The 23,987-nt window shown below is 67.3% G+C and carries 34 protein-coding genes; 18 read left to right on the top strand and 16 right to left on the bottom strand.

Translation table 11 applies throughout. The annotated features are described in order from the left end of the window. The 3 genes from ACFVJ5_RS10755 to ACFVJ5_RS10745 form a co-directional block, all read left to right on the top strand. Positions 1-261: NAD-binding protein (locus ACFVJ5_RS10755; protein WP_379219730.1), on the top strand; the 261-nt coding region annotated here is incomplete at its 5' end. Between the two features lie 17 nt (positions 262-278). Further along, positions 279-932: a TetR/AcrR family transcriptional regulator gene (locus ACFVJ5_RS10750; RefSeq protein WP_379219729.1), complete on the top strand. Its 654-nt coding sequence runs from the start codon at positions 279-281 to the stop codon at positions 930-932. Then, positions 911-1,426 carry an SRPBCC family protein gene (locus ACFVJ5_RS10745; RefSeq protein WP_379219728.1) on the top strand — a complete coding sequence of 172 codons (516 nt, stop codon included), beginning with the start codon at positions 911-913 and terminating at the stop codon, positions 1,424-1,426. Before ACFVJ5_RS10750 ends, ACFVJ5_RS10745 begins: the two co-directional genes overlap by 22 nt. Before the next feature lie 18 nt (positions 1,427-1,444). On the opposite strand, the gene ACFVJ5_RS10740 is transcribed toward ACFVJ5_RS10745, so the two are convergent. Together ACFVJ5_RS10740 and ACFVJ5_RS10735 are read right to left on the bottom strand one after the other, a co-directional pair. Then, positions 1,445-2,086, bottom strand: a complete 642-nt coding sequence (locus ACFVJ5_RS10740; RefSeq protein ID WP_379219814.1) for a LuxR C-terminal-related transcriptional regulator — start codon at positions 2,084-2,086, stop codon at positions 1,445-1,447. 23 nt (positions 2,087-2,109) lie between these two features. Then, the gene (locus tag ACFVJ5_RS10735) at positions 2,110-3,507 is read right to left on the bottom strand and encodes a sensor histidine kinase (RefSeq protein WP_379219727.1); all 1,398 of its coding nucleotides are present in this window, start codon (positions 3,505-3,507) and stop codon (positions 2,110-2,112) included. Positions 3,508-3,678: 171 nt separating this feature from the next. Between ACFVJ5_RS10735 and ACFVJ5_RS10730 the strand changes: the two genes are divergently transcribed. Next, positions 3,679-4,770 carry an alpha/beta fold hydrolase gene (locus tag ACFVJ5_RS10730; RefSeq protein ID WP_379219726.1) on the top strand — a complete coding sequence of 364 codons (1,092 nt, stop codon included), beginning with the start codon at positions 3,679-3,681 and terminating at the stop codon, positions 4,768-4,770. A gap of 19 nt (positions 4,771-4,789) precedes the next feature. On the opposite strand, the gene ACFVJ5_RS10725 is transcribed toward ACFVJ5_RS10730, so the two are convergent. Then, positions 4,790-4,951 carry a hypothetical protein gene (locus ACFVJ5_RS10725; protein WP_379219725.1) on the bottom strand — a complete coding sequence of 54 codons (162 nt, stop codon included), beginning with the start codon at positions 4,949-4,951 and terminating at the stop codon, positions 4,790-4,792. Positions 4,952-5,333: 382 nt separating this feature from the next. Here ACFVJ5_RS10725 and ACFVJ5_RS10720 point away from each other — a divergent pair, with 382 nt between their 5' ends. Beyond that, entirely contained in the window at positions 5,334-5,873 is a 540-nt protein-coding gene (locus ACFVJ5_RS10720) for a DUF6328 family protein (protein ID WP_379219724.1), read from the top strand. A 207-nt stretch (positions 5,874-6,080) separates the two neighbouring features. Here ACFVJ5_RS10720 and ACFVJ5_RS10715 read toward each other — a convergent pair whose 3' ends face one another. Together ACFVJ5_RS10715 and ACFVJ5_RS10710 are read right to left on the bottom strand one after the other, a co-directional pair. Beyond that, positions 6,081-6,647, bottom strand: coding sequence for a hemerythrin domain-containing protein (locus tag ACFVJ5_RS10715; protein ID WP_379219723.1), 567 nt, complete (start codon positions 6,645-6,647; stop codon positions 6,081-6,083). Positions 6,648-6,742: 95 nt separating this feature from the next. Continuing rightward, positions 6,743-7,324 (bottom strand): hypothetical protein, encoded by a 582-nt coding sequence (locus tag ACFVJ5_RS10710; RefSeq protein WP_379219722.1) that lies wholly within the window; start codon positions 7,322-7,324, stop codon positions 6,743-6,745. Between the two features lie 131 nt (positions 7,325-7,455). Between ACFVJ5_RS10710 and ACFVJ5_RS10705 the strand changes: the two genes are divergently transcribed. The 3 genes from ACFVJ5_RS10705 to ACFVJ5_RS10695 all read left to right on the top strand — a co-directional run bounded on the left by ACFVJ5_RS10705 (position 7,456) and on the right by ACFVJ5_RS10695 (position 8,465). After that, positions 7,456-7,752, top strand: a complete 297-nt coding sequence (locus tag ACFVJ5_RS10705; protein WP_379219721.1) for a hypothetical protein — start codon at positions 7,456-7,458, stop codon at positions 7,750-7,752. Beyond that, positions 7,749-8,132 (top strand): DUF1304 domain-containing protein, encoded by a 384-nt coding sequence (locus tag ACFVJ5_RS10700; RefSeq protein ID WP_379219720.1) that lies wholly within the window; start codon positions 7,749-7,751, stop codon positions 8,130-8,132. The genes ACFVJ5_RS10705 and ACFVJ5_RS10700 overlap by 4 nt, the downstream gene beginning before the upstream one ends. A gap of 132 nt (positions 8,133-8,264) precedes the next feature. Continuing rightward, complete coding sequence (locus ACFVJ5_RS10695; RefSeq protein WP_379219719.1) at positions 8,265-8,465, top strand: hypothetical protein; 201 nt, start codon at positions 8,265-8,267, stop codon at positions 8,463-8,465. A 57-nt stretch (positions 8,466-8,522) separates the two neighbouring features. On the opposite strand, the gene ACFVJ5_RS10690 is transcribed toward ACFVJ5_RS10695, so the two are convergent. The 5 genes from ACFVJ5_RS10690 to ACFVJ5_RS10670 form a co-directional block, all read right to left on the bottom strand. Then, the gene (locus ACFVJ5_RS10690; protein WP_379219718.1) at positions 8,523-10,001 is read right to left on the bottom strand and encodes an FAD-dependent oxidoreductase; all 1,479 of its coding nucleotides are present in this window, start codon (positions 9,999-10,001) and stop codon (positions 8,523-8,525) included. Between the two features lie 106 nt (positions 10,002-10,107). Further along, positions 10,108-10,662 carry a type 1 glutamine amidotransferase domain-containing protein gene (locus tag ACFVJ5_RS10685; RefSeq protein ID WP_379219717.1) on the bottom strand — a complete coding sequence of 185 codons (555 nt, stop codon included), beginning with the start codon at positions 10,660-10,662 and terminating at the stop codon, positions 10,108-10,110. A 41-nt stretch (positions 10,663-10,703) separates the two neighbouring features. Continuing rightward, positions 10,704-11,171, bottom strand: a complete 468-nt coding sequence (locus ACFVJ5_RS10680; RefSeq protein ID WP_379219716.1) for an SRPBCC family protein — start codon at positions 11,169-11,171, stop codon at positions 10,704-10,706. A gap of 207 nt (positions 11,172-11,378) precedes the next feature. After that, entirely contained in the window at positions 11,379-11,939 is a 561-nt protein-coding gene (locus ACFVJ5_RS10675; RefSeq protein WP_379219715.1) for a TetR family transcriptional regulator, read from the bottom strand. A gap of 4 nt (positions 11,940-11,943) precedes the next feature. Next, a complete protein-coding gene (locus tag ACFVJ5_RS10670) occupies positions 11,944-12,462 on the bottom strand; it encodes a hypothetical protein (protein ID WP_379219714.1) in 519 nt (172 codons plus the stop codon). Positions 12,463-12,545: 83 nt separating this feature from the next. On the opposite strand from ACFVJ5_RS10670, the gene ACFVJ5_RS10665 reads away from it, so the two are divergent. Beyond that, positions 12,546-12,938 (top strand): PPOX class F420-dependent oxidoreductase, encoded by a 393-nt coding sequence (locus tag ACFVJ5_RS10665; RefSeq protein ID WP_379219713.1) that lies wholly within the window; start codon positions 12,546-12,548, stop codon positions 12,936-12,938. A gap of 37 nt (positions 12,939-12,975) precedes the next feature. Here the strand turns inward: ACFVJ5_RS10665 and ACFVJ5_RS10660 are convergent, their stop codons facing one another. Then, a complete protein-coding gene (locus ACFVJ5_RS10660) occupies positions 12,976-13,335 on the bottom strand; it encodes an Rv2640c family ArsR-like transcriptional regulator (protein WP_379219712.1) in 360 nt (119 codons plus the stop codon). A gap of 99 nt (positions 13,336-13,434) precedes the next feature. Between ACFVJ5_RS10660 and ACFVJ5_RS10655 the strand changes: the two genes are divergently transcribed. The 5 genes from ACFVJ5_RS10655 (at position 13,435) to ACFVJ5_RS10635 (ending at position 16,603) form a co-directional block, all read left to right on the top strand. Next, complete coding sequence (locus ACFVJ5_RS10655; RefSeq protein WP_379219711.1) at positions 13,435-13,953, top strand: ArsI/CadI family heavy metal resistance metalloenzyme; 519 nt, start codon at positions 13,435-13,437, stop codon at positions 13,951-13,953. 73 nt (positions 13,954-14,026) lie between these two features. Further along, positions 14,027-14,398, top strand: coding sequence for an ArsR/SmtB family transcription factor (locus ACFVJ5_RS10650; RefSeq protein WP_379219710.1), 372 nt, complete (start codon positions 14,027-14,029; stop codon positions 14,396-14,398). After that, positions 14,395-15,483 (top strand): ACR3 family arsenite efflux transporter, encoded by a 1,089-nt coding sequence (gene arsB / locus ACFVJ5_RS10645; RefSeq protein ID WP_379219709.1) that lies wholly within the window; start codon positions 14,395-14,397, stop codon positions 15,481-15,483. The genes ACFVJ5_RS10650 and arsB overlap by 4 nt, the downstream gene beginning before the upstream one ends. Before the next feature lie 13 nt (positions 15,484-15,496). Beyond that, positions 15,497-15,910: an arsenate reductase ArsC gene (locus ACFVJ5_RS10640; protein ID WP_379219708.1), complete on the top strand. Its 414-nt coding sequence runs from the start codon at positions 15,497-15,499 to the stop codon at positions 15,908-15,910. 75 nt (positions 15,911-15,985) lie between these two features. Beyond that, positions 15,986-16,603 carry a hypothetical protein gene (locus tag ACFVJ5_RS10635; RefSeq protein ID WP_379219707.1) on the top strand — a complete coding sequence of 206 codons (618 nt, stop codon included), beginning with the start codon at positions 15,986-15,988 and terminating at the stop codon, positions 16,601-16,603. A gap of 5 nt (positions 16,604-16,608) precedes the next feature. Here the strand turns inward: ACFVJ5_RS10635 and ACFVJ5_RS10630 are convergent, their stop codons facing one another. Continuing rightward, entirely contained in the window at positions 16,609-16,869 is a 261-nt protein-coding gene (locus ACFVJ5_RS10630) for a hypothetical protein (protein WP_379219706.1), read from the bottom strand. Between the two features lie 259 nt (positions 16,870-17,128). Here ACFVJ5_RS10630 and ACFVJ5_RS10625 point away from each other — a divergent pair, with 259 nt between their 5' ends. Continuing rightward, positions 17,129-18,214 (top strand): fatty acid desaturase family protein, encoded by a 1,086-nt coding sequence (locus ACFVJ5_RS10625; RefSeq protein ID WP_379219705.1) that lies wholly within the window; start codon positions 17,129-17,131, stop codon positions 18,212-18,214. A gap of 46 nt (positions 18,215-18,260) precedes the next feature. Here ACFVJ5_RS10625 and ACFVJ5_RS10620 read toward each other — a convergent pair whose 3' ends face one another. Then, entirely contained in the window at positions 18,261-18,722 is a 462-nt protein-coding gene (locus ACFVJ5_RS10620) for a PaaI family thioesterase (RefSeq protein ID WP_379219704.1), read from the bottom strand. Positions 18,723-18,811: 89 nt separating this feature from the next. Here ACFVJ5_RS10620 and ACFVJ5_RS10615 point away from each other — a divergent pair, with 89 nt between their 5' ends. Continuing rightward, positions 18,812-19,378 (top strand): TetR/AcrR family transcriptional regulator, encoded by a 567-nt coding sequence (locus tag ACFVJ5_RS10615; RefSeq protein WP_379219703.1) that lies wholly within the window; start codon positions 18,812-18,814, stop codon positions 19,376-19,378. A 43-nt stretch (positions 19,379-19,421) separates the two neighbouring features. Here ACFVJ5_RS10615 and ACFVJ5_RS10610 read toward each other — a convergent pair whose 3' ends face one another. Further along, on the bottom strand, positions 19,422-20,117 hold the full coding sequence (locus ACFVJ5_RS10610) for a DUF2993 domain-containing protein (protein WP_379219702.1): 696 nt from the start codon (positions 20,115-20,117) through the stop codon (positions 19,422-19,424). Between the two features lie 119 nt (positions 20,118-20,236). Between ACFVJ5_RS10610 and ACFVJ5_RS10605 the strand changes: the two genes are divergently transcribed. Further along, the gene (locus ACFVJ5_RS10605; protein ID WP_379219701.1) at positions 20,237-21,073 is read left to right on the top strand and encodes an alpha/beta fold hydrolase; all 837 of its coding nucleotides are present in this window, start codon (positions 20,237-20,239) and stop codon (positions 21,071-21,073) included. Between the two features lie 60 nt (positions 21,074-21,133). Then, entirely contained in the window at positions 21,134-22,276 is a 1,143-nt protein-coding gene (locus tag ACFVJ5_RS10600) for a metallophosphoesterase (RefSeq protein ID WP_379219700.1), read from the top strand. Positions 22,277-22,310: 34 nt separating this feature from the next. Here ACFVJ5_RS10600 and ACFVJ5_RS10595 read toward each other — a convergent pair whose 3' ends face one another. After that, on the bottom strand, positions 22,311-23,375 hold the full coding sequence (locus ACFVJ5_RS10595) for a PQQ-dependent sugar dehydrogenase (RefSeq protein ID WP_379219699.1): 1,065 nt from the start codon (positions 23,373-23,375) through the stop codon (positions 22,311-22,313). A 150-nt stretch (positions 23,376-23,525) separates the two neighbouring features. After that, positions 23,526-23,948, bottom strand: a complete 423-nt coding sequence (locus ACFVJ5_RS10590) for a PaaI family thioesterase (protein WP_379219698.1) — start codon at positions 23,946-23,948, stop codon at positions 23,526-23,528. Between the last annotated feature and the right edge of the window lie 39 nt (positions 23,949-23,987).

Here is a 23,987-nt window from a genome sequence, read left to right as displayed (position 1 = left end):
GCACTGACCAGCTACTGCCCGGTGCCCGGCCCGGTCCCCACCAGCCCGGCCAACAACGACTACCAGCCCGGCTTCGCCACCGCGCTGATGTCGAAAGATCTCACCCTGGCCGCGAACGCGTTGCAGGCCAACGGGATCGACGGTCAGCTCGGCGAACTCGCCGCCGCGATCTACGCGCGGTTCAACCAGACCGACGCCGGGCGGGACTTCTCCGCCATCGTCACCGACATCCGGGACCGTTCCGCGGAGCCCGACCGGTGATCGAGGCAGATAGCTAGGTGCGAACCGACACTTCGCCGCTCGGTCTGCGGGGGCCCGCCGCGCGGGCCCGCCGCAGACAGGCGGTGTTGGTCGCCGCGCAAGACGTATTCGTCGCGCACGGCTACCACGGCGCCCGGATGGACGAGATCAGCGCGCGGTCCGGGATCAGCAAACCGGTGCTCTACGACCACTTCGCGGGCAAACTCGAGCTGTATCTCGCTGTGCTGCAGCACAATCTGGACCGGATGGTCGACGGCGTCCGGGCCGCCGTCGCCCGCGACACCGACCCGCGGCGCCGGGTGCGTCGCGCGGTGATGTCCTACTTCGACTTCGTCGAACACGACGTCGGCGGGTATGTGCTGGTGTTCGAATCGCCGGTGCCCAGCGAACCGTCGGTCGAATGGCGGGTGCGCACCGCGATGCGCGACTGCGCCGCCCTGGTGAGCGTGGAACTGCGCGCGGGCGGTGTGGACGAGGCCAGAGCCGAGATGCACGCCTGGGCGCTGGTCGGTATCAGCCGCCTCACGGCCGGTCACTGGCTCGAGGCCGGGCGGCCGATTTCGAAAAGCGACGCGGTCGACACCGCGGCCGCCCTGTGCTGGAACGGATTATCGACAGTCGATCGACAACAGGAAGAACAAGGACAGTCATGGCTCAGGCTTTCGCATTGACCGAATCCGACGACGCGTTCCTCGCGAGCGCGGCGAACCGCTACGTCCACGTCATCGACATTCCCGCGCCGCCGTCGGCGGTGTGGGCGGCCCTGATCGCCGACGACGCCCTGGTGTCGTGGTCCGGGCTGGTCACCGCCATGCGGTGGACCACGCCGCGGCCATTCGGCGTCGGCACCTGCCGCGTCGTCACCCTCGGGCGCATCGCCGCACTGACCGAACGCTTCTACCGCTGGGACGACCAGCGGCGCATGACCTTTACCGTCGACTTCGCCTCGATCCCCGGCCTGCGCCGCTTCGCCGAGGACATCGAGCTGACGCCGACCGCCACGGGAACCCGGCTGACGTGGACCTTCGCCGTGGAGGGCAAGCCCGCCCTGCAACTGCTGCTGCGCTCGACGAGCGCGGTGACCGAGCGGATCACCGGCTCGATCGCCAAGGGCATCGTGCGCGGTGTCGCCGCAACGGCGCCGAACAGCGGCCCCGCCGTCTGACGGTACGTCGTCTGCGGTTCATCCCTTGAGCCGCAGCACCGCCAGCACCCTGCGATGGCGGGTATCCGACGGTGGCAGATCGAGTTTGGTGAAGATGTTGCCGATGTGCTTCTCGACGGCCCGCTCGGTGACGGTGAGCGCGGTGGCGATGGCGTTGTTGGTGAGTCCCTGCGCCATCAGTTCGAGCACCTCCCGCTCGCGCGGGGTGAGCCGGGCGAGCGAATCCTGTTGCCGGGACGCACCCATCAGCTGACTCACCACCTCGGGATCGAGTGCGGTGCCGCCGGTGGCGACCCGGTGCAGCGCGTCGACGAAGTCACCCACATCGGCGACCCGATCCTTGAGCAGGTAGCCGACGCCGCTGGCCCCGGCCGCGAGAAGTTCTGTCGCGTACCGGGTTTCGATCCACTGCGAGAACACGAGTACGCCGGTACCCGGATACTTCCTGCGCAGTTCGATGGCCGCCAGCAGGCCCTCGTCGGTGAAGCTGGGCGGCATCCGCACATCCACCACCGCGACGTCGGGCCGGTGGGCGTCGACAACCTCGCTCAGCGACGTCGCGTCGCCCACCATCGCCACCACTTCGTGTCCGCGTTCGGTGAGCAGCCCGGCCAGCCCGTCGCGCAGGATCGCGCTGTCCTCGGCGATCACCACCCGCAGGGGTCCGTGCGCACCGGCCGCGGTCACTGCGGGCCCTCGTTCGGCAGGATCATGGTCACCACGGTAGGCCCACCGGCGGGACTGTCGACGGTGAGCGTGCCGTCGACAGCGAGAGCCCGGGCGGCGAGCCCGGCCAGCCCACTGCCGGTCACGGTCTGTGTGCCGGGGCGGGGCGCACCACCGATTCCGTTGTCCCGCACGGTGACCGCGATGGATCGCAGACTGTCGGGCAGCACCGACACCGTCACCCGGTTCGCGTGCGCGTGTTTGACCACGTTGGTCAGCAGCTCGGCGACGGAGAAGTAGGCGATCGCCTCGATGGCCGGGCTCGGCCGCTGGAGGATCTGCACACGCAGCTCGACCGGCACCGCGCAGCGGGCGGTGAGCGTCTCGAGGGCCGGGCCGAGGCCGAGCTCGAGCGCGGGTGGATGGATGCCGCGCACCAGTTCCCGCAGTTCGGTGAGCGCCTCCTTGGAGTTGGCGCGCGCCTCGGCGATGAGGTCGCGGGCGTCGCCGCCCGCGGCCAGGCGTTCTTCGGCCCTGCCCAGGGCCATGGCGATGGTGACCAGCCGCGCCTGCGTGCCGTCGTGCAGGTCGCGCTCGACCCGGCTCAGCGTGGCGGTCGCGTCGTCCACCGCGGCCCGTCTGCTGGCCCGCAGTTCTGCCAGTTGCCGGTCGCGCGGTGTCGCCGCCAACAGGTGGACGATCAGCATCCGATGCACCCAGCAGATTGCCCGGACCAGCCACGGCAGCGCGAAGCACAGCAGGATGCCGATCCCGGACAGGGCGAGCGCCCGCGGCCAGGTGTCGATGTAGAACGTGCCGAACTGCGCGAGACTGTGGTGCTCCACGCCGCTGTCGTCCACCTGCACCGGATCGATCAGCGCCCACGGAATGGGGGAGATCGCCGTGAACCCGACCATCGCGATCACCACGAGCGCGACGTAGCCCACCGCGACACCCAGCACCGACTGTGCGAGCAGGAACAGCACCGCCCGCCAGCTCGGCCGATCGGTGAACGCGCTCTTCAGGAAACCGAAGAAGCCGCTCGACCTGGTGAAATCCGGTGGCGATTCGACCTGGGCGCCGAGCAGCCCGCGCCCGAGGAACCGATAGATCCGGCCCCAGACCCGCCCGCCGAGCAACACCGCCGCCAGCAGCGGAATGCCGATGAGCACGATCGACGCGTACAGCCCGCCGCCGAACCCGAAGAACAGGTAGCACACGGCCACACAGCCCACGACGAACGACAGGACCAGATAGGCGAGCTCCTTCCACGTCCTGGCCTCGAACGGCGCACGCAGGATCGCGCCCAGCGGGCCGGTCCGGCGCCGGGGTTTCTCGTGCGTGGCATCGATCGCAACGGTGGGTTCGCCGGCGATGTCGACCACGAGAGTCGGCTCGGCTGGGGTCTCGGTCATGACTCCATGGTTGTCGTCGCGGCGCGGAAATACGATCGAGCTGTCCACCGAGTCGATGGTGTGGCGAGCTACACCCTGCCGGCGCTCGAGGGGTATACGACCGGCTGGCCGGATTCTCCGCGTCCATGTATGAATGCGGCGCAACCACATTCGCAGCCGGAGGAGGGCACCATGGGCCAGGATGTCGACTTTCCGGGGCTACCGGACGGGGTCAGGTCCCGTTTCATCGACGACGTGAACGGGTTGCGCGTGCACATCCTCGAATCCGGCCACAGCCGTTCCGGCCGTCCGCTGGTGGTGCTGCTGCACGGTTTCCCCGAACTGGCGTACTCGTGGCGCAAGGTCTTGGCGCCGCTGGCCGACGCCGGATTTCACGTGGTCGCCCCTGATCAGCGCGGCTACGGCCGAACTACGGGCACCGATGTGAACGACCTGGAGTCCTTCCGAACCGACAACCTGGCCTTGGACGCGCTGAGTCTCGTCGGCGCACTCGGCTATGACCGGGCGCATCTGGTCGGGCACGACTTCGGCTCTGTTGTCGCCGGCTGGGCCACGGTCGGCGGCGAACGAGTTGTCAGCTCGTTGACGATGATGAGCGCGCCGTTCGCGGGTGCGGGAATCCCCAAGTCCTCGACCGAACTCGACGATGCCCTGCGCGCGCTGTCACCGCCGCGCAGGCATTACCAGCATTATTTCGCGGGGACCTCGAGCGCCGCGGACATCACCCATGCGCCGCAAGGGATCGCCGACTTTCTGCGCGCGTATTTCCACCTGAAAAGCGCTGACTGGCCGGGCAACGCGGATGCTGGAGAACTGCCGGGATCGACCGCGCACGATCTGGCACTTCTGCCGCGGTACTACGTCATGGACGCGGGCGTCGGTATGCCGGAAACAGTAGCGCCGCACTTACCTTCACCGCAGGAGCGGGCCGACTGTGCCTGGCTGACCGACGAAGAACTGAATTTCTACGCTCGCGAATTCGGTCGCACGGAATTCCAGGGCCCACTCAACTGGTACCGAGCTCTCACCCTGCCGGCCACAGCAACACCGAGCGACCCGCGGATCGAAGTGCCCACGCAATTCATTGCCGGACAGTGCGATTGGGGTATCTGGCAAACGCCCGGCGCGTTGCGCACCATGGCGGAAGTCGTCTGCGCTCAGTTCACCGGTTCCTTGCTGGTCCCCGATGCCGGTCACTGGGTTCAGCAAGAGCAACCACTCGCCGTCATCGAACAGATCTCGAGATTCCTCGACGAAAACTGAGCCGGACGGCGTGACCCCCTCATCGGTCTCGCATCGCCTGGGTTTTCAGCACATCGACCTTGCAGCCGGGCGCGTTCGGGTCGAAGCCGTGCTCGACCAGCCAGCGGACTCCCCGCAGGCTGCGCAACGACCACCACGCCCGGATCACGTCGAGGTCGACGTCGGCGCCGTACCCGGTCACCGAGGCGGCCGAGTGCGCGACCCGCGAGCGCGGCGAGTGCGAGGACGGGCGGGGTGCGCCACAAGATCTCCGGTGTCGGAATCGGTGCGGCTGCCATCGCGGCGACCTCGACGTCGGTGCGTGCCTGGTCGGTGTCGATCTTCAGGAACACCTCGCCCACACGCACCGTCGCGCGCTCGTGATGGGCGACAACGACTTCGACTGCTTCCACGTCGGCCAGTATGGCCGGGATTTCGACGGGCGTCGCCGGGTTTTCGCGCGGCGGGGGTTCTCGGTATCCACGCGGAAATCCCGCTCTGTTTCTCCGGGTTGTGGCCGCTCGAAGCGGGTATTGCCTCGGCGATGGCCCGTATTCGGAGCGCTGAGACAGGAGGGCCTGGTGATGGATGACTCTTCCTGGAATCAGCGCGTTCGTGGCGAGACCGAGATGCAGCGGCTGGACCGGAACTGGGCATCGCTACTGCAGGAATTGCGGGTCGTTCAGACCGGCGTTCAACTGCTCACCGGCTTTTTGATGGTGATGCCGTTCCAGCCTCGATTCGACTCGTTGAGCACCTCGATGCGGGTGCTGTACCTGATCGTTCTCACCGCCTCGATCTGCGCGACCGCGTTGCTGGTGGCGCCCGTGGCCGCGCACCGGCTGCTGTTTCGCCGTCATCAGCTCGCGTGGCTGGTCTCGGCGTCGAACCAACTCGCGCTCACCGGGGTGACACTGCTCGGAGTGGCGCTGGTCGGAGTGTCGGTGCTGCTCTTCGATGTCGTGGCGGGCGCTGTCGCGGCGGTGGTAGCGGGCGTCGCGTTCGGTGCGCTGTTCATCGGGACCTGGTTGGTTCGACCCTGGTTCGCACGTCGCCGATCAGCCCACGGCGCCGCCGAAGATCGCCGATCCGGCGCCGAACTGACCGACCCGGACCGACACTGAATTCTCGGCCGAGACAGTGGTTGGCGGTTGCCGAGGCCGTCGTGTGGGACAGCGTCCGAACGGGACGCGCTGGCCCCGGCAACCGCCCGCCAGCCGGTCAGGAGGTCGGCCATCCTGTCCCCGGCGGCGGTCTGTGGTTCGATCTACAACCGCGCGATACCCGAGCGCGTCCGGTCGAAACAGGACCGCTGATTCCCCGACGTTCGGTCAGTTCTGCTTCAGACTGCCCACGGCCAGCGACCCGTTCGGCAGCGACTCCTGCTCCTCTACGGCACGGACATAACTGTCGGGATCTTTGTCGACCGGCCGCACCCCGGCGTAGTGGCGCGCCTCGTAGGCGGCGAAAGTGACGGCCAGTCGATGGCGTTGCGGTACCGGGGCCAACCGCCGGAATTCGGTGAGGCCTTCGCGTTCTTCCTCCGCCATGTGGTCGCTGTTGGCCAGGTTGGCTGCCGCGACGGCGGCGTACCAGTCACCGGTGCCGACCTGATGACGCGCGACGCCGGCCACCGCGTCTCTGATCTCGTTGTGATCATGGATCGCATCGAGCGTCTCGTCCTCCACCGCGCCCGTGCGATTGGCCGCGATACCCGTCTCGAGCAGCGCGGGGTAGAAGATCTCCTCTTCGGCCTGCGCGTGTAGCTCGAGAAAGGCCGCGAGCCTGTCCCAGATCGCTGACAGCGCACCGGTGTCGGTGCGATCGATCTGTTCCAAGATCGCGAACAGCCGCCGCTGCTCGTGGTGGTCATCAAGGATCAGCTGGGTAATGTCCACGGTTCCTCCCTGATTGTCAGGTCAGCATGGATGGGTCAGGGCAGCTGGCTTCTTCGTCGGTAGCCGACGATAACCCATGGCCACTGCCTTGCTGGTCAGCGCCGTTGCCGGCCCCGCGCGACGGTGTGAGGCGTGGGCCAGTCCAGCGGAATTCCCAGGATGGAGCCCACACCGCGGACCGCCGAGATCACCGCGCGCACCTCATCGATCCCCTGTCCGAAGGCTTCGGTGCGATCGTCGATCCGGAAGGGGCAGAGAAAGGTGTGTGGACGATCGGGGTCTTGGCGGGGTCGTCCGAGCGTGATCACCACGGGACCCCCGGAGGTATGCACGGCCTTGGCCGCCAACGGCGGACCGAACTCGCGGGCCTTCGCGGCGGATCGGCCGCCTACCGGCAGGGGAGGGTCCACGGGTTCTCGCGAGCGGTCCGAGTCGTCGGGGCGCCCCGACGAGCCGACGAGCGCCGCGGCGTGCGAAATGTCGATCAACGCGGCATAGATGGCGGCCAACCTATCCGGTCCGCGCGCTTCGCGAACGGGGCTGCCGACAACGCGATAAGTACACCGCCAACCCTGTGTCGCGTGGTCTTGGCGAGGATCGGCGACCTGTACACGCAGTGCACGGTGTCCGGCCTTCACGGTGCTCACGATGGCTATCTCGTCGAGTTCGGTGTTCACAGATCCTCCAAAGGTTGTGCGCAATCGCGACGGACTTCGCTGCGCGCAGACCCGCGGATGGGTGTTGCCGCCTATAGGCTGGATCGGTTCATCTCCGACGTACCACTTCCACGATGAGAAGGGGATACACGTTGTCGACTCACAGAATCGCGTCCGCCGTGGCGGTCGGTGTCACCATCGCTTTCCTGGCGGCCGGAACAGCGGCCGCAGAGCCCCGATCACTTGCCCCGACACAGCTGCAACCCGGTGAGGGCGCCGCAATCGCCCAGACGGGCGAACGCGCGGCCGAGGCCATCGCCGACAGCGACGAAGGCGGCAAGCCGGAGGGCGACGCCGGCGGTAAGGGGAAGGGCAAGGGGAAAGGAAAGGGAGAGGGCCAAGGTAAGGGCAAGGGCAAAGCCGGTGGCCCAGGCGAGGCGGATCGATGACCGCGATCGGGTTGATCTTCACCGCAGTGGCGGTGCTGCTGCACGGCTACATCTTCGTGATGGAGTCACTGCAGTGGACCTCGGCGCGGACGCGAGCGACCTTCGGAATATCCGCCGCGCAGGCGGAGGCCACCAAGGAGATGGCCTTCAATCAGGGGTTCTACAACCTGTTCCTGGCCGTGGTGGCGGCGATCGGAATGGGGTTCACCGCGTTCGGCGACAAGGGAATCGGGCTCGCGCTCGTGCTGGCCGGGGCCGGTTCGATGGTGGCTGCCGGCGTGGTGTTGCTCGCATCCTCACCGGACAAGGCGCGCCCGGCCCTGATCCAGTTGGTACCTCCGCTGATCGGTTGTGTGGCCTTGGTGATCGCCCGGCTCTGATCGCCTCATCCACGACCCGCTCTCGGCGCGCGGCTGTTTGGGACGCGGATTTCGAGGTAACACGACGATGCGGCCGTCGGTCGCGCGAGCGGGTCATCACATCGTTGGACATCGTCGAAGGAGGAGAAGTTCATGGATCCCCTGGACATCATCGCTCAGTGGCGTCGGGACATCGAGCTCGCCGATAGCGGCGGCGAGGAGGCCGCGATACAGCGGTTGCGTGGCGAGTGGTCCGCGTCGGCAGGCGTCGACACGCACGACGCACTGACCCTGACTCCCGAGGGCGACGAATCCAGTCGGCGTACCGGAATCACGGACGACGATCTGACCTGATCGGCTCCGAGCCGCAGTTCGGCAACACGGTCGCGCGTGCTCGTCGCGCTCTGGAAATCAGCGGGGGAGCGGTGCGGTCGCTGGACCCTCCAGCACCGCGCCGTCCGGTGCGAAGCGGGAGCCGTGCAGTGGACAGTCCCAGGTCTTCTCGGCGTCGTTCCAGTTGAGGATGCCGCGCAGGTGCGTGCAGACAGCCGACACGGCATGGGTCTCACCAGCGACGGTGCACAGCGCGGTCGGGTGGAGGCCGCGACGTTCGACCCTGCCCTGTCCTTCGAGTGGCGTCGTTCCGGCGTCGGCGGCGACCAGATGCAGCCATCCGGTCGACATGTGCCGCGCCACTGCGGCATTGGCCTGTACACCCGCGAACAGCGTCTTCACCGCCCCGGAACGCCAGCCGTCGTAGGCCCGCGACCACGCGGGCGGTCGCTCGGTCAGTCGACCGGCCAGGACGAGCGCGGCGGCGACGCCGTTGGTGATGCCCCACTTGGCGAAACCGGTCGCGCACTGCACCTCGTCGGCGCCGAGCTGCACCGTGCCGACATAGGGCAGTTCGGAGATCGGGTGGTAGTCCTGCGCGGACCAGCGATCGAGTAGCCGCGCGCCGGGGAACCAGCGATTCGTCCAATCCAGCAACTCTGTGACGTGATCAGCCTCGGAGTCGACGCGGCCGACATCGTGGCCGCTACCACCCACCAGCAGGACATCGTCGGCCTCGGCGGGACACCAGCGCAGCGAACGGATCGGCTGACCGGCGCTGATGAACATCTCCTGCGGAATCGGGCCCGGAACCTGGAACGCGGCCAGGTAGGACCGCTGAGCCGTGAGTTGCGCCGCGATGCCGAGCCGGTCGAACACCGGCGATCCGGTCGCCACGATGGCGTTCGCCGCCGAAACCTCGCCCTGGCCGGTGCCGATCACGACGCCACCCTCGCGTCGGCGAAGTCGCTGTGCGCGAGTCGTTTCGAAGATCCGGCCGCCGCTGACCTCCAGCTCGGCCGCGATCGCCGTGAGGACCGCGACCGGATCGACCTGCGCTTGCTCTCTGAGCCGGACACCGCCGTGCGTGGGGAAAGGGACGTCGAACTCGTCGATCAGCTGGGTGGGCAGTCCTACCGCGCGGGTGGCCTCGAATTCGGCGCGGACCGCAGCGAACTCGTCGGCATTCTGTGCGTAGGTGGCCGCTGGAACGCGCTGAGTAGCGATCTCGTGGTCCATACAGAAGTCGAGCAACCAGTCGAAGCCCGCCTGATTCGCGGCCAGATAGGTCGACAGAACGTCGATGCCGTGCCGACGGGCGATCGCCTGCGCGCGCGTTCCCTGCAGCAGCGAGATCTTCGCGGTGGAAGCTCCGGTGGTCACGGCGCCGACCTGGCGTGCCTCCAGGACGGCGACCTCGCGGCCCTGCTCGGCCAGGAGCAAGGCGGTGGTCAGTCCGACGATCCCGGCACCGATCACCACGGTGTCGACCTCGATGTCACCGGCGAGCGGCGGCCGGGCCGGCGTCGGCGTACCTGCGAACCAAAACGATGTCATGCGGGCCGCATACCCCGATACGCCGAACGAAACGAGGCAATTCGACAGCGATACCCGGCACCAGGCGACTGCCGCGAAGTCGCGGTGCCGGTTACCCGGGCGCAGTTCAGTGTCTGCCCTCGGCGAACTCCTCGACGATCTCGGCGCAGAAGGCGGGCAGGTCGGAGGGGTTTCTGCTCGAGACAAGACCGTTGTCGGTGACGACTTCCTGGTCCAGCACGGTGCCGCCCGCGTTGCGGATGTCGGTGCGCACGCTGGGGTAGGAAGTGAGGGTGCGGCCGCGGACGGCGTCGGCTTCGACGAGAATCCATGGCCCGTGGCAGATGACGCCGATCGGTTTGCCGGTGGCGGCGAACTCCTTGACGAAGGCGACCGCCGCGGGGTCCTGGCGGAGCTTGTCGGGGTTGGTGGTGCCGCCGGGGAGCAGGAGTGCGTCGAAGTCATCGACGGCGGCCTCGGCGACGCGTCGGTCCACCGGGAAGGTGTCGCCCTTCTCGACGTCGTGGTTCACGGCCTGGATGGCGCCGTTCTCCAAGGAGAGCAACGCGGTCGTGGCGCCCGCGTCCTCGACGGCTGCGCGTGGCTGGACGAGTTCGACCTGTTCGACTCCATCGGTGGCCAGGATGGCGACGCGCCTTCCGGCCAGTGGTTGCTGGGGCATCGTGCACTCCTTCGGATGACTGGGGTTTGCGTTCGTGGGCATCACCCGTCCCCGATGTCGGCTCTCGCGTCCACGTAGCCGCCTTCGGCGAGATCAGCGAGCCGCGACAACGATTCGCGATTACGTGGCACGAGCACCAGCGCCTGGATCGCGTGCGGCAACAACCGACTCGGTCCGCGAATGGCTCGTTCGTTCATCACGACCTCGCACGATGTGGGGCCGACAGCGCGTAGCTCCACCCGGACGACCGCGGCGCCGATCGGCCAGAGCCTGGCGTCGAGTTCGATGCTGTGCGGCGGATCGACAGCGCGGACCGCCGTCGTGTCCTGGATGGTGCACGGCCACGGCCCGACACTGTGATGAATGCGAGCGCCCACCTCCGGCCATGTGTCGTCTACACCGCGGATATGGGAGGCGCCGACGACCCAACTCGCATAGGACCATCCATCGGCGAGTATCGCGAACACCTCGGCCACCGGGGCCTGGATCGTGCGCGTCACCTCGACCATGTCGTGGATCGCCTCCTCGGCTGTGTCGTCGTCGTTCGGTCACATCGACACTTACCCGCTCCTGCTGGAACAGCGGCGTCAGCATGGAGAGAGCTCCCCAGCTGCGGAAATGGCCGATCACCGGCTATACCCGGTTATCGGCGACCGACGCAGGAGCTGATCGCGAGAAGGTCGGGATCGATCGCCGGGCTCTTCCAGGGCCTTCGTTCACAGGAGGCGACGCACGGCCTCGACGAGCGCGCGGCGGCGGTCGTCGGCGCTCTCGGCGTCGGACGAGCAGGCGGGCAGGCTGGTGATGTTGCTCGGGTTCCACGCGAGAGCCATGCTCAGGACAAGCGTCAGTAGCGTCGGGGGTGAGAATTCGGCGCCGATGCCGTCCTTGTTCTGCGCCGCGGCAAGTGCGTCCAGTTTGGCGTCGCGCGCAGGCGCTGCGACGGCTGGGTCATCCCGGTCGCCACGCTCCAGGCGGTGCCAGGTGGCCAGCCGGATGACTTCGGGGTGCCGCAGGCAATAGTCGAAAATCCGTCCCGCGTACTCGGGGAGGTCGGCGACGGTGAAGGGGACCGAATTCAGGCCGTGGGTGACGTGGGCGTCGAAGACCGCGTCGAAGAGTTGGTCCTTGTTGCCGAAGTAGACGTAGATGAGGTTCTTGTTGGCTTCCGCCGTCTTGGCGATCCGGTCCACCCTGGCTCCGGCGATGCCGTAGGTGGCGAACTCGTCGGTGGCGGCCTGAAGGATGCGGGCCTTGGTGGCGTCGGCTCGGGACATGGGGTCATCGTAAGACGGCGAAGGCGGCGTCCGATGCGACGAGCAGCACCGTGCACCACAGGGTGATGCCGGTCATCAGCCAGCAGATCAGCGGCCGGCGGGGGATACCCAGCGCCGCGCCGAGCATGGCCGAGCCCCAGGTGCCGAACAGGGCAGGCCCGACGATGCCGAAGCCGGCCACGCCGTATCGGTCGAGGACTCGCCTGGCCCGCCGACCGGCGGCGCCGGAGAGCCGGGCGCTCTGCGCGGGCGTCGTCGAACCGGTCGCATCGACATCGGCGGTGCCGTCGGTCGGCGCCGCCGAATCAACCTGTGTGACGACCGAATTCCGGCGGACTCGCCAGGACTGCCACAGCAGCCGGGCGCGTTCCATGGCGAAGACGGCGAAGGTCACACAGCACGCCGCGCCGAGTAGCACCGCGAACAGCGCGACCGGGCCGGGGAGGGAAAGCGAGAGGCCGACAGGGATCGCGGGGGTGCCCACCGCGAAGCCCGCGAGCAGCGTCCCGACGAATCGCCCCATGCAGATTCCTTTCACCCGCGACATGCGCGCTCGGTTGGGCGGTTCCGGCGACCACCAATTGACTAACTAGTTAGTATGGTGCCATGGAATCCACCGATGCGGTGCTGGGCGAGCTGGCGGCCGGCAAATATCTGCTTCTCACCACGTTCCGCCGAGACGGCACGGCGGTCCCCACTCCGGTCTGGGTGATGCGCGACGGCCGAACGCTGGCGGTGTGGAGCGTGGCGGACGCCGGAAAGGTGAAGCGGATCCGCAACGGCGGTCAGGTGAGCGTCGCCCCCTGTAACTGGCGCGGCAAGCCTCTCGGCGCCTCGGTTCCCGGCCGTGCCGAGGTGCTGGCGCCGGAAGCGAGTACGCACTTCACCGCCTTGATGAAGCGCAAGTACGGGCTGGTTGCCCGGATCGGGCTGTTGGGCAGTGGGCTGCGTGGCGGCGCCGAACGGATGGTGGGAATTCGGATCCGGCTGGACGGTTGACGGTGGCGGACGTGCCCCGGGCGCGCTGCGCGACGAGCTAGGTGCAGCAGTTCGGATCCAGGACCGTGCACAGCGCGGACAGCGCGTCGCGACGGGCGCGGTGAATCGTGTTCATCCCGCGCCGCTCGGACTCCACCAGGCCCGCCTTACGCAACTGGCCGAGATGATGCGAGACCGTGGACTCGCTCAGGGCGACCGCGGCGGCGAGGTCGCCGCCGTTCTCCTCGCCGAGTGGGCTGGTCAGCAGCAGCGACAGCAATTTGACCCGGGCCGGGTCGGCGATCGCCTTGAGTCGCAACGCCACCTCCAGCGCGGCGGCGTCATCGACGGGCCCGGCCGCGACGGGGGCGCAGCAGACCGGGGTGGACATGTCGATGATGGGGAGCGCCTTGGGCATGAAACCGACCCTACCCGCGGTATTGACATATGTCGAAAAGGTGAGCAGACTCGGCACCACAAGTTCTTCGATATATGTCACACAAGTGGAGGTTCGATCATGTCTCGTATCCAGCTGGCCCTCAACGTCGACGACCTCGACACCGCCGTGCGGTTCTACTCCACCCTGTTCGACACCGAACCCGCCAAGCGCAAGCCCGGCTACGCCAACTTCGCGATCGCCGAGCCCCCGCTCAAGCTCGTACTGATCGAGAACGCGGGTCAGGGCGGGTCCATCAACCACCTCGGCGTCGAGGTCGACTCCTCCGAACAGGTACACGGCGAGATCGCCCGACTCTCCGAAGCGGGCCTGTTCACCGAGGAGCAGATCGCGACCACGTGTTGCTTCGCCACCCAGGACAAGGTGTGGGTGACCGGGCCGGGTGCTGAGCGGTGGGAGGTCTACACAGTGCTGGCCGACAGCGAAACCTTCGGCACCGCACCCGAACTCGGCCTCGCCGACGCCGAAGCGGTCGACGTCTGCTGCGGAACCGCCGCCGAAGCCGACGCCGAGGGAGCCTGCTGCGGTACCGACGCCAAGTCGAAGGCCGTCGCCTCCGGCGCGAGCTGCTGCGGCTGACCCGACCCGAGAGCGAGCGAGTTCACTCGATGTTCGCTTGCTTTCTTGATTCGATATCGATCAATATCGACATATGTCGAATCAGGATCTGCCGCTGAGTGTGGCCTCACCCTCGTGTGAGGCCACACCCCGCATCCGCCCACCGATGAGCGGCGAGACCGCTGCCGAGCTGGCCGTGCTGTTCAAGGCCCTCGCCGACCCGGTCCGGCTGCGGCTGCTCTCGGCGATCGCGTCCCGAGCAGGCGGTGAGGCATGTGTGTGCGACCTGTCGACCGGTATCGACGTCACCCAGCCGACCATCTCCCACCACCTGAAGGTGCTGCGCGAGGCCGGATTGCTCACCAGTGAACGCCGCGCGTCCTGGGTGTACTACCGGGTCGTCCCGCACGCCCTGGCGCGGCTGTCGGACGTGCTCGCGACCGAGGCCGGGGTGGTGATCGCGTGAGCACCACGACCGACCACCCGGCCGTCGTGGGCAAACTCTCGACGCTGGACCGGTTCCTGCCGGTCTGGATCGGCGTCGCGATGGCCGCTGGACTGCTGCTCGGACACCTGATTCCCGGCCTCGGCGAGGCATTGAGCGCCGTGGAGATCGACGGCATCTCGCTGCCGATCGCGATCGGGCTGCTGATCATGATGTATCCGGTACTGGCGAAGGTCCGCTACGACCGCCTCGACTCCGTCACCGGCGACCGCAAACTGCTGATCAGTTCGCTGGTGCTGAACTGGGTGCTGGGTCCCGCGCTGATGTTCGCCCTGGCCTGGCTGTTCCTGCCCGACCTGCCCGAGTACCGCACCGGCCTGATCATCGTCGGCCTGGCGCGCTGCATCGCGATGGTGATCATCTGGAACGACCTGGCCTGCGGCGACCGCGAAGCCGCTGCCGTCCTCGTCGCGCTGAACTCCGTCTTCCAGGTCTTCATGTTCGCCGTTCTCGGCTGGTTCTACCTCGCGGTCCTGCCCGGCTGGCTCGGCCTCGAACAAACCACCATCGACGTCTCCCCGTGGCAGATCGCGAAATCGGTGCTGATCTTCCTGGGCATCCCGCTACTGGCCGGGTTCCTCACCCGCCGCCTCGGCGAACGCGCCAAGGGCCGTGACTGGTACGAGTCGACATTCCTGCCCAGGATCGGTCCGTGGGCGCTCTACGGGCTGCTGTTCACCATCGTGATCCTCTTCGCGCTGCAAGGCGACCAGATCACCGCCCATCCGCTCGACGTCGTCCGCATCGCGATCCCCCTGCTGGCCTACTTCGCGATCATGTGGGGCGGCGGCTACGCCATGGGCGCGGCCCTCGGCCTCGGCTATGAACGCACCACCACGCTGGCGTTCACCGCCGCGGGCAACAACTTCGAACTGGCCATCGCCGTCGCGATCGCCACCTACGGCGTCACCTCCGGCCAAGCCCTCGCCGGGGTCGTCGGCCCGCTCATCGAGGTCCCCGTCCTCGTCGGCTTGGTCTATGTCTCGCTGGCCTTGCGCAAACGGTTCGCGCCCACCACCCACACTTCGTCGGCCTCGGCCAGCTGAAAGGCATTGCCCCATGACTACCAAGCCCAGCGTGTTGTTCGTCTGCGTCCACAACGCGGGCCGTTCCCAGATGGCCGCCGGATTCCTCGCCCACCTCGCCGGTGACGCGATCGAGGTCCGGTCCGCAGGCAGCGCGCCCGCCGAAACGATCAATCCGTCCGCGGTCGCCGTGATGGCAGAACTCGGCATCGATATCGCTGATCAGACCCCGAAGATCCTGACCTCCGACGCGGTGGAGACCTCCGATGTCGTGATCACCATGGGCTGCGGCGACACCTGTCCTTGGTACCCCGGCGTGAGCTACCGCGATTGGGTCCTGGAAGACCCCGCGGGCAAGGGTATCGATTCGGTCCGCCCGATTCGCGACGAGATCAAGTCCCGCGTGCAAGCCCTGATCGGGGAGTTGTTGCCACAGACGATGCGGTGATTTCGGCGCCGGTGCGTATTCGGTCCCGGTCGGGGTAAGCGCTTCCTACTTCTGTTGTCGATGATCGGAGGCGTCATGGTGGATCACGACGAGAAAGTGTCGACCGGGACCGGCGGGCGATTGCGGATTCCGCGGAGCCGGGGCGCGCTGGGCGGGCTCGCGGTGCTGCTCCTGGGCATCTGGGGCGCACTAATCCCGTTCGTCGGGCCGTACTTCGATTTCGCGTACACCCCCGACGAGCCGTGGGTCTGGACCTCGGCGCGCGGCTGGTTAGAGGTCCTGCCGGGCGCCGTCGCGATCGTCGGTGGACTGCTCATGCTGATGAGCAGGAACCGGGTGGTCGCGAGTTTCGGTGGCTGGTTGTCGGTGGCCGCGGGTGCGTGGTTCGTGATCGGGCCGTTCCTGGCCGACCTGCTGCGCCTCGGGGACGTCGGCGAACCGGTCGCCACGTCGGATCTGAAGCGCGCGCTGTTGCAGCTGACGTTCTTCTACGGACTCGGCGCGCTGATCCTGTTCTTCGCCGCGAGCTCGCTGGGCCGCCTGTCGGTGCTCAGCACCAGAGACATCGCGTTCGCCGAACGCGCGCGTAGCGTCGAGCAGCGTGGCGTGATCGACGAAGGGGTTCCTGCCACCGGCGGTTACGCCACTCCTCGACAGCCGTACCCCACCGACGCCCGGCATCGGCCGGTCTGACCGGACTATGCCGTTTTGACGGTGACCATCGTGTCGGCGCTCGGGAAGTCGAGCACGCGCAGGCGTCCGGTGACCAGGTCGACGGTGTCGGCGACCACTCGGCCCGCGCGGCGCGCGTCGTCGGCGAAGCTCGTGCTGACCACCCGGTAGCTGCGCTTGGCCGTGAGCACGACATCGCCCGCCCGCAGCGACCCGGCCGCGGTCGGGGGCTCGGTCGGGATTGTCGCCTGGGCCGGTCTCCGTATGAGCTCGATCAATTTCAGCAAGCTGTTCTCCACCCTGTGAACGTCCGCCAGGACGTCCCGTTCGCCGGTATTCGCGAACGGTGTCGAGCTTTCTTTACCCGCGAGCGTCACGGTTGAACCCTCGAATCCGCGCAGTCCGCTCGCGCGGCGCGGAGGCGTTCGTGGGTCACCGGTCGGGCACCCCGGCCCGCGGTCGCGTTCGGAATATCACCCCGCAGTCCGATTCGATCTCATACCAAGGGATTACGGTCGACGAGAATTCGGTCGATAGCTTCGGGAGATGACGACACCTGCTCTGGTTCCCGAGTCATCTCCACGCTCGCCGCGGCGCGGCGCCGACGGCGATTACGCCCGGCTGTTGCGCAGAATCTCCGATGCGGGGCTGATGCGCCGGCGCCCCGTCTACTACGCGGTGCGGCTGAGCCTCGTCGGGATCGCGTTCGCGGGCGGCTGGGCGGCGTTCGTCCTCGTCGGCGACTCGTGGTGGACCTTGCTGGTCGCGGCGTTCATGGCCGTGACGTTCGCGCAGGTCGCGCTGGTGATGCACGATGTCGCGCACCGCCAAGTCTTCCGGCTGCGACAGCCCACGGAGCTCGTGGGACGAATCGCGGGCAACGCGGGCATCGGCCTCGGCTACGGCTGGTGGCAGGACAAGCACACCCGCCATCACGCCAACCCGAACCACGAGGAACTCGACCCCGATGTCGCGCCCGACATCCTGGTCTGGTCACAACAGCAGGCACGTTCCAGCCGCGGTCTGCCGCGTCTCATCGGACGGGCGCAGGCATTTCTGTTCTTCCCCCTCCTGTTGCTGGAGGGCCTCAACCTGCACCTGGCCGGTGTCCGCGCGCTCGCGAATCGTTCGGTCAAACACCGCGGATGGGAGGGCGCGCTGCTGTTCGGTCACTTCGCCCTCTATCTGACGGCACTGTTCGCGGTCCTGCCCGCCGACAAGGCGCTCGTGTTCCTCGCTGTCCACCAGGGACTGTTCGGCCTGTACATGGGCTGCATCTTCGCCCCCAACCACAAGGGCATGCCGACCTTGACCGGGGACGACCGGCCCGACTACCTCCGTCGACAGGTCCTGACCTCGCGCAATGTGCGTGGCGGTGTGGTAACCGACTTCGCCCTCGGCGGGCTCAACTATCAGATCGAACATCACCTGTTCCCGAGCATGCCGACGCCGAACCTGCGTCATGCCCAGGTGATCGTTCGCGACTACTGCGCCGAAATCGGCGTGCCGTACCACGAGACCGGGCTGATCGCCTCGTACCGCGAGGCGCTGACCCACCTGCACCACGTCGGCGCGCCTCTTCGTGCCGCCGATCGACACCCAAATGCCGAAGTGCCCCAACGCGATCGCTGAGTACGGCCCCGATCACGCTTGTGGTCGGGGTTCGGCGTGGGTGACGTCAGCGATGAATGATGCAGGTGGTGGTGGCGTGGGCGACGAGCTTGCCTGCCTCGTCGAACACCTTGCCTTCGGCTGTCGCGGTGGTGCGGCCGACATGCAGCGTCGTGCCGGTGCCGATGAGGCGGCGGCCGTCGGTCGGCACGGATCGGATGTAGTTGACCTTCAGCTCCAACGTGCCGTATCCGACTCCGGCATCCAGCGCGGAATGGATCGCGCAACCCATCACCGAGTCCAGCAGGGTCGCGCAGATACCGCCGTGGGTGGTGCCGAGTGGGTTGGCGAAATCGGGACGCGTGACGAGGCTGAACGACACCCGCCCGAACTCGAGTTCCTCGACCGTCATGCCGAGCAGCGTGCCGATTCCGGCTCGATCGGGCATCGCGGTCGCCGCGCGCAGCAGTTCGAGCCCGCTCATGGTGGCGAAATCCGGCGTTTCAGGGTTGTGCGTTGCGGTGGTCATCGTGCCCTCTCTCTTGATAGACCGATCGTTCTATCGTCGATGACGATACCGTACGATGAACTGATCGGTCTATTGCGGAAGGGTTGCCGATGAACACAGTGGCGGGACCACGAGAACGCCTCATCCGCAGCGCGATTCTGATGATGCGTGAACACGGAGTCGCCGCGACCGGGCTGACCGAGCTGCTCGCGCACAGCAAGACCGCGCGAGGCTCGATATATCTCCACTTTCCCGGCGGCAAGAGCGAACTCATGGAGCAGGCGACCCTGCGGGCCGGGCAGCAGGTCAGTGCGACGATCGACGCGCTGGTCGCCGAATCGTCGTCACCGGCGGAGGTCGTTGTCGGACTGGTCGAAGTCTGGAAGCGGGTACTCGACACGTCGTCGTTCACCGCGGGCTGCCCGATCGTGGCTGCCGCGCAGAGCGGCACCGACTCGCCGACCGTGCAGGCGGCCTCGGCCACTGTTTTCGCCGACTGGACCCGTCGACTGGCCGATCTCCTGATGTCTGCGGGCAGGGAATCCGCCGCGGCAGCGTCGATCAGTAGCGTCATCATCAGCACGATCGAAGGCGCGATCATTCGATGTCGCAGCGAGAAATCTCTTCAGCCGCTCGATGACGCGGCTACCAACCTCGTCAGACTTCTCGAACTCTGAAAAGTTCTCCACACATACCGGATCGGCATCGGCCCGAGAAGTGTCACGGAAGATCGTCGAAACGCACGTCGTGGGCGACGGCGGTCGCGTGTAGACCGTCGGGGCCCGGTTGGATGGCGGTCAGGCGGGCACCGAGCGGCAGTGCTTGCAGCGGCACGACGAAGGTCAGGGATTGGCGCAGCAATGCCAGCGAGATCGTCGGCCCGCCCGCCGCGGCCTTGACCGAGACCGGGGTGACCTCGATGCCCGCGTCGGTCGGTGCGACGGTGACGAAAACTGTCGCGGGCACCGAGATCCCCGCCACCGAGAACGTCCCGGTGGCACGCAGTCCCTGCGGACTGTCGGAGATCGACTCCACGCTCGCCGGCGCGAAACCCTGCACGACGTCGTAGGGGACCACCGCGGTCGCGGTCGCCGTAGCCGCGACAAGATTGGACGTGCGGTTGTCGATCAGGTCGCCCAGCGGTGCGGAGACATCGGTCAGCGCCACATCGAGGTCATGGACCGAAATGTCCTGTCCACTCCAGTCTCCGATCCGGATGTCGATGTCGTGATAGGTGCCGGCGACCGCCTGGGTCAGGAACGGAAACCCGGCGATCTCGACATTCGGTCGCTCCGGAAGGTTGTACTCGGCGGCAACCTGGCGCCCGATCTCGTTCTGCGCCACCACAACCGCGACCCGATCGCCCACAACCAGCCCGATCGCCAGCACCACGATCAGAATCAGCAGGGCACGCATACATTCACCATCTCGGCCATCCCCCCATCATGCTGTGGATCGCGGCCGAATGCTGCTCTCGACCCGCCAGACGTCCGGCTACTGTTGGTGGCTGCCGTGTTCGCCGAAGGAGAGCCGAGTTGCCGAGTCAGTGGGATGGTCGACCGACATTCGTGTTCGTGCACGGCGCACACGGCAACGCTGGATACTGGACGCCTCTCCTGCGTGAACTCGGATTGCGTGGACACAGAGCGATCGCCGTCGATCTGCCGGGCCACGGGACTGACGCCTACTTCCCGATGTCCTACCAGGCTCCGCAGGACCTCGCCGCACTCACGGAACTGCCGGCACCGACGGCTGCGGTGACACTGCAGGACAACGTTTCTCACGTCGAAGCCATCGTTCGCAGAGTTGCGGTGTTCGGGCCTGTGGTGCTTGTGGGGACCAGCGGCGGAGGCGCCACGATCAGCGCTGTCGGAAACGCGATTCCCGATGCGCTGGCCCGCGTCGTCTACATCTCCGCCTGGTGCTGCGTCGAACTCCCCAGTGTGGCCGCCTATCTGGCAACCCTCGGCCATCACAACATTGCCACCGTCCCGGTCAACTGGCGTACGGCTGACCCGGACACGCTGGCGGCGCTCAAGAATGGTCTGATGGCCGACGCCACCGACGAGCAATTCCGCGCCTGCCTGAACCTGCTGGAACCGGCCGATTCCCCCCATGTACTGACCGCCGATTCGCGGGTTCACGCCACCACCTGGGGGAAGATCCCACGCACCTATATACGGCTGTCCCGAGACCGAGCGATCCCGCCCGAGATGCAGGACAAGATGATCGCCGAGGCTGACGCCCTCACACCGGACAATCCCTTCGACGTCCACACGGTCGACACCAGCCACATGGGGATCCGCCTGCACCCCACCGAGATCGCGGAAATCCTCGACCACCTCACGAGTCCAGATGGCCGGGTTGTCTGATGCGACGACCTGAACTGAAATGATCTGGTGTGGCGTGCTGCCCGGACGGGGTGGCCCTGGGTGGAACGGGACCTCGTGAGCTCCGCTGTACTTCTGATGGTGATCGTGCTGGTTGTGGCGGTGATGTTCGCGGTGCCGTGGTGGGTGCTGGTTGCCGCGCCGACCGGACGCAGTGGGTTGCGGTATCGGGTCGGGACCGGGGTCTGCGTGGCCGGCTTCGTGGGTCTGCCCGTCGCGATGTTCTTCGGACACGGGCCGCCGCAGTTCGACCCGGCGGCGATTGTGGGTGACGTTCTGCTCGGGGTGTTGTGGGTGGTGTTCGTCTGGTCGGTGATCGGGGCGGTTGTCCGGGGCGCGCTGCGCGTTGCCGGGGTCACCGGGATGCGCGTTACCCAGGGAGTGGCACTGGGTGTGGTGGTGGTGTCGGTGGTGCTCACGGGGTACGGGGTGTACGAGGCGCGGCGGGTGCCGCAGGTTCGGACCGTCGACGTCGCGATTCCGGGTTTGGCCGACGGGCTCGACGGGCTGCGCGTCGTGGTGCTCACCGATACCCACTTCGCCGCGCTCGACCGGGAGGGATGGTCGCGGGAAGTCGTCGACGTGGTGAATGCGCAGCGGCCCGACATCGTGGGTTTGGCGGGGGATCTCGTCGACGGTTCGGTGGACAAGCGCCGCGATCAGGTCGCCCCGCTCGCCGACGTGGTGGCGCCGCTCGGCCGGTTCTACATCACCGGCAATCACGAGTACCTCGACGACGCCCAGAGCTGGATCGACTACATGGCCGGCATCGGCTGGCAGCCGCTGCACAACGCGCATCGAACCATCGACCGTGACGGTGACCGGTTGGTTGTCGCCGGTATCGACGACCCCACCGCCGATGTGCCCGGCCACGGTCCCGACCTGCCCGCCGCGCTCGCGGGCACCGACCCCGCTCTGCCGGTCGTCCTGCTGGCTCACCAGCCCAAACAGGTCACCGACAGTGCCGCGGCCGGGGTGGAACTACAGATCTCCGGGCACACTCACGGTGGTCAGATCTGGCCGTTCCACTATCTGGTCCGACTCGATCAGCCGGTCGTCTCCGGACTGAGCAGGCACGCGAACACCCAGCTCTACACCAGCCGCGGCACCGGTTACTGGGGTCCGCCGATGCGGGTGTTCGCACCGAGCGAGATCACCGTGCTGGTGCTGCATCCACAGCGGTGAACGCCTGCGGCACAGGATGTTTCGTCGGCGGCATTCAGTTGTCGAGTCCGAGGCGGACGATGCGGTCGTCACCGGCGGCTGGGTCGCCGCGGCCGTCGGTGTTGTTCGTCAGCAGCCACAGCGACCCGTCCGGCGCGACAGCGACATCGCGCAGGCGCCCGTACTCGCCGACGAGGAGCTCGGTCGAGTGGGCGAGGTCGTCGAGCGGGATTCGACGTAGTCGCTCACCGCGCAGGTTCGCGAGGTAGACGAACCCGTCGATGGTCGTCATCCCGCTCGGGCTGGCCTCGGCCGGTTTCCACTGCTGAACAGGGTCGATGAAACCGGCCCGCCCGGCGATGCCCTCCACCTCGGGCCACCCGTAATTGCCGCCGGGTTCGATGAGATTGAGTTCGTCCCAGGTGTTCTGGCCGAATTCGCTGGCGAACATCCGCCCGTCCGGGGCCCAGGTGATGCCCTGCGGGTTCCGGTGGCCGTAGCTGTAGACGAGTGATCCCGGGAGGGGGTTGTCGGCAGGTGCCCGCCCGTCCGGTGTCATGCGCAGGATTTTTCCGCCGAGTGACGCGCGATCCTGGGCCGTCGGGCGGTTACCCGCGTCGCCGACGGTGGCGTACAGCATTCCGTCGGGTCCGAAGGCGATCCGGCCGCCGTTGTGATTGGCGGCCGCGGGTAGGCCGGTGAGAATCGTTGTGCCGCTGCCCAGGACAAGTTTGCCCGGCTGTCCGGTGAGGTCGAATCGTTCGATGCGATTGCCGTCGGCGGTGGTGTAATAGGCGAACAGGTGTCCCTCGCGCACCGCGATGCCGAGCAGGCCGCCCTCACCGGACGGCTCGACATCATCGACGACTCCCACTTCGTATCGTGTTCCGTCGGCACCGATTTCGAGAATGCGGGCGGTGTCTCGTTCGCTCACCAGTGCGGTGGAGCCGTGGAAGGCGATCGACCACGGGGCGTCGAGCTCCTCGGTGACGGTGGAGTCGCCGCCGGACCCGCCGGTCCGGGTGGGTGGCTGCGCGGGCCGCTCGCTGGTGGCACAGCCGCACAACAGACCGATGGCCAAGCCGGACGCGACGAGACACGCTCTGGTGCGGAACTCCATGTCTTCGAGACTAAACCCGCTGCTCGATCGCCTGCCAGGTCTCTGCGAGGCGTCCGAAACCCGGTGGAGCTGCAGATTGGTCGCGATGCCGGGCAGGCTCTCGACCATGTCCCGGTAGCGAGCGGGGGCCAGGACCGGCCGGACAGCGATTCACCCCACTTTGTAAGTACCGCCGCCCGCCGCGATCAGCCTCCCGTCGTCCGTGGAGACGATATCGACCCGACAGGTGCTGAGCTGGCGGCCGGCGCGCAGGCGGGTGCCGATGATGTCGATGCTTTCGGCGCGGGCGGGCTGGATGAAGTCGATCGACATCGAGACGGTGACGCCGCGCAACTGCTCGGGGAGACGGGCGCCGGCCCAGGACGCGGCCATGATGCCGATGTCGATGCAGCTCGCGAGGGCACCGCCGTGGACCATGTCGCCGACCGTGACGAGTTCTTCCCGGAACGGCATGCGCAGGCGGGCCCGGCCTTCGTCGATGTCGACGAGTTCGATGCCCATGTGCTGGACGAAGGGGGATTGGGGCAGGAACAGCGACATGGCTTCGCTGCCGGTGCGAGGAGAGGTGATCATCGGAACTCCTATCGGAAGTTGACTACGATATCGGAACGA

Source organism: Nocardia sp. NPDC127606 (assembly GCF_042671725.1).
GTDB lineage: Bacteria > Actinomycetota > Actinomycetes > Mycobacteriales > Mycobacteriaceae > Nocardia.
Note: the sequence above shows the minus strand (reverse complement) of the source record. Positions and strands in the feature narration are given on the sequence as shown.

Coding starts and splice junctions, on each gene's coding strand:
- ACFVJ5_RS10745 (WP_379219728.1), top strand. CDS start 911: ATGGCTCAGGCTTTCGCATTGACCGAATCCGACGACGCGTTCCTCGCG.
- ACFVJ5_RS10735 (WP_379219727.1), bottom strand. CDS start 3,507: ATGACCGAGACCCCAGCCGAGCCGACTCTCGTGGTCGACATCGCCGGC.
- ACFVJ5_RS10730 (WP_379219726.1), top strand. CDS start 3,679: ATGGGCCAGGATGTCGACTTTCCGGGGCTACCGGACGGGGTCAGGTCC.
- ACFVJ5_RS10720 (WP_379219724.1), top strand. CDS start 5,334: ATGGATGACTCTTCCTGGAATCAGCGCGTTCGTGGCGAGACCGAGATG.
- ACFVJ5_RS10700 (WP_379219720.1), top strand. CDS start 7,749: ATGACCGCGATCGGGTTGATCTTCACCGCAGTGGCGGTGCTGCTGCAC.
- ACFVJ5_RS10695 (WP_379219719.1), top strand. CDS start 8,265: ATGGATCCCCTGGACATCATCGCTCAGTGGCGTCGGGACATCGAGCTC.
- ACFVJ5_RS10690 (WP_379219718.1), bottom strand. CDS start 10,001: ATGACATCGTTTTGGTTCGCAGGTACGCCGACGCCGGCCCGGCCGCCG.
- ACFVJ5_RS10685 (WP_379219717.1), bottom strand. CDS start 10,662: ATGCCCCAGCAACCACTGGCCGGAAGGCGCGTCGCCATCCTGGCCACC.
- ACFVJ5_RS10680 (WP_379219716.1), bottom strand. CDS start 11,171: ATGGTCGAGGTGACGCGCACGATCCAGGCCCCGGTGGCCGAGGTGTTC.
- ACFVJ5_RS10675 (WP_379219715.1), bottom strand. CDS start 11,939: ATGTCCCGAGCCGACGCCACCAAGGCCCGCATCCTTCAGGCCGCCACC.
- ACFVJ5_RS10670 (WP_379219714.1), bottom strand. CDS start 12,462: ATGGGGCGATTCGTCGGGACGCTGCTCGCGGGCTTCGCGGTGGGCACC.
- ACFVJ5_RS10665 (WP_379219713.1), top strand. CDS start 12,546: ATGGAATCCACCGATGCGGTGCTGGGCGAGCTGGCGGCCGGCAAATAT.
- ACFVJ5_RS10660 (WP_379219712.1), bottom strand. CDS start 13,335: ATGCCCAAGGCGCTCCCCATCATCGACATGTCCACCCCGGTCTGCTGC.
- ACFVJ5_RS10655 (WP_379219711.1), top strand. CDS start 13,435: ATGTCTCGTATCCAGCTGGCCCTCAACGTCGACGACCTCGACACCGCC.
- ACFVJ5_RS10650 (WP_379219710.1), top strand. CDS start 14,027: ATGTCGAATCAGGATCTGCCGCTGAGTGTGGCCTCACCCTCGTGTGAG.
- ACFVJ5_RS10640 (WP_379219708.1), top strand. CDS start 15,497: ATGACTACCAAGCCCAGCGTGTTGTTCGTCTGCGTCCACAACGCGGGC.
- ACFVJ5_RS10635 (WP_379219707.1), top strand. CDS start 15,986: ATGGTGGATCACGACGAGAAAGTGTCGACCGGGACCGGCGGGCGATTG.
- ACFVJ5_RS10625 (WP_379219705.1), top strand. CDS start 17,129: ATGACGACACCTGCTCTGGTTCCCGAGTCATCTCCACGCTCGCCGCGG.
- ACFVJ5_RS10620 (WP_379219704.1), bottom strand. CDS start 18,722: ATGACCACCGCAACGCACAACCCTGAAACGCCGGATTTCGCCACCATG.
- ACFVJ5_RS10615 (WP_379219703.1), top strand. CDS start 18,812: ATGAACACAGTGGCGGGACCACGAGAACGCCTCATCCGCAGCGCGATT.
- ACFVJ5_RS10610 (WP_379219702.1), bottom strand. CDS start 20,117: ATGCGTGCCCTGCTGATTCTGATCGTGGTGCTGGCGATCGGGCTGGTT.
- ACFVJ5_RS10595 (WP_379219699.1), bottom strand. CDS start 23,375: ATGGAGTTCCGCACCAGAGCGTGTCTCGTCGCGTCCGGCTTGGCCATC.
- ACFVJ5_RS10590 (WP_379219698.1), bottom strand. CDS start 23,948: ATGATCACCTCTCCTCGCACCGGCAGCGAAGCCATGTCGCTGTTCCTG.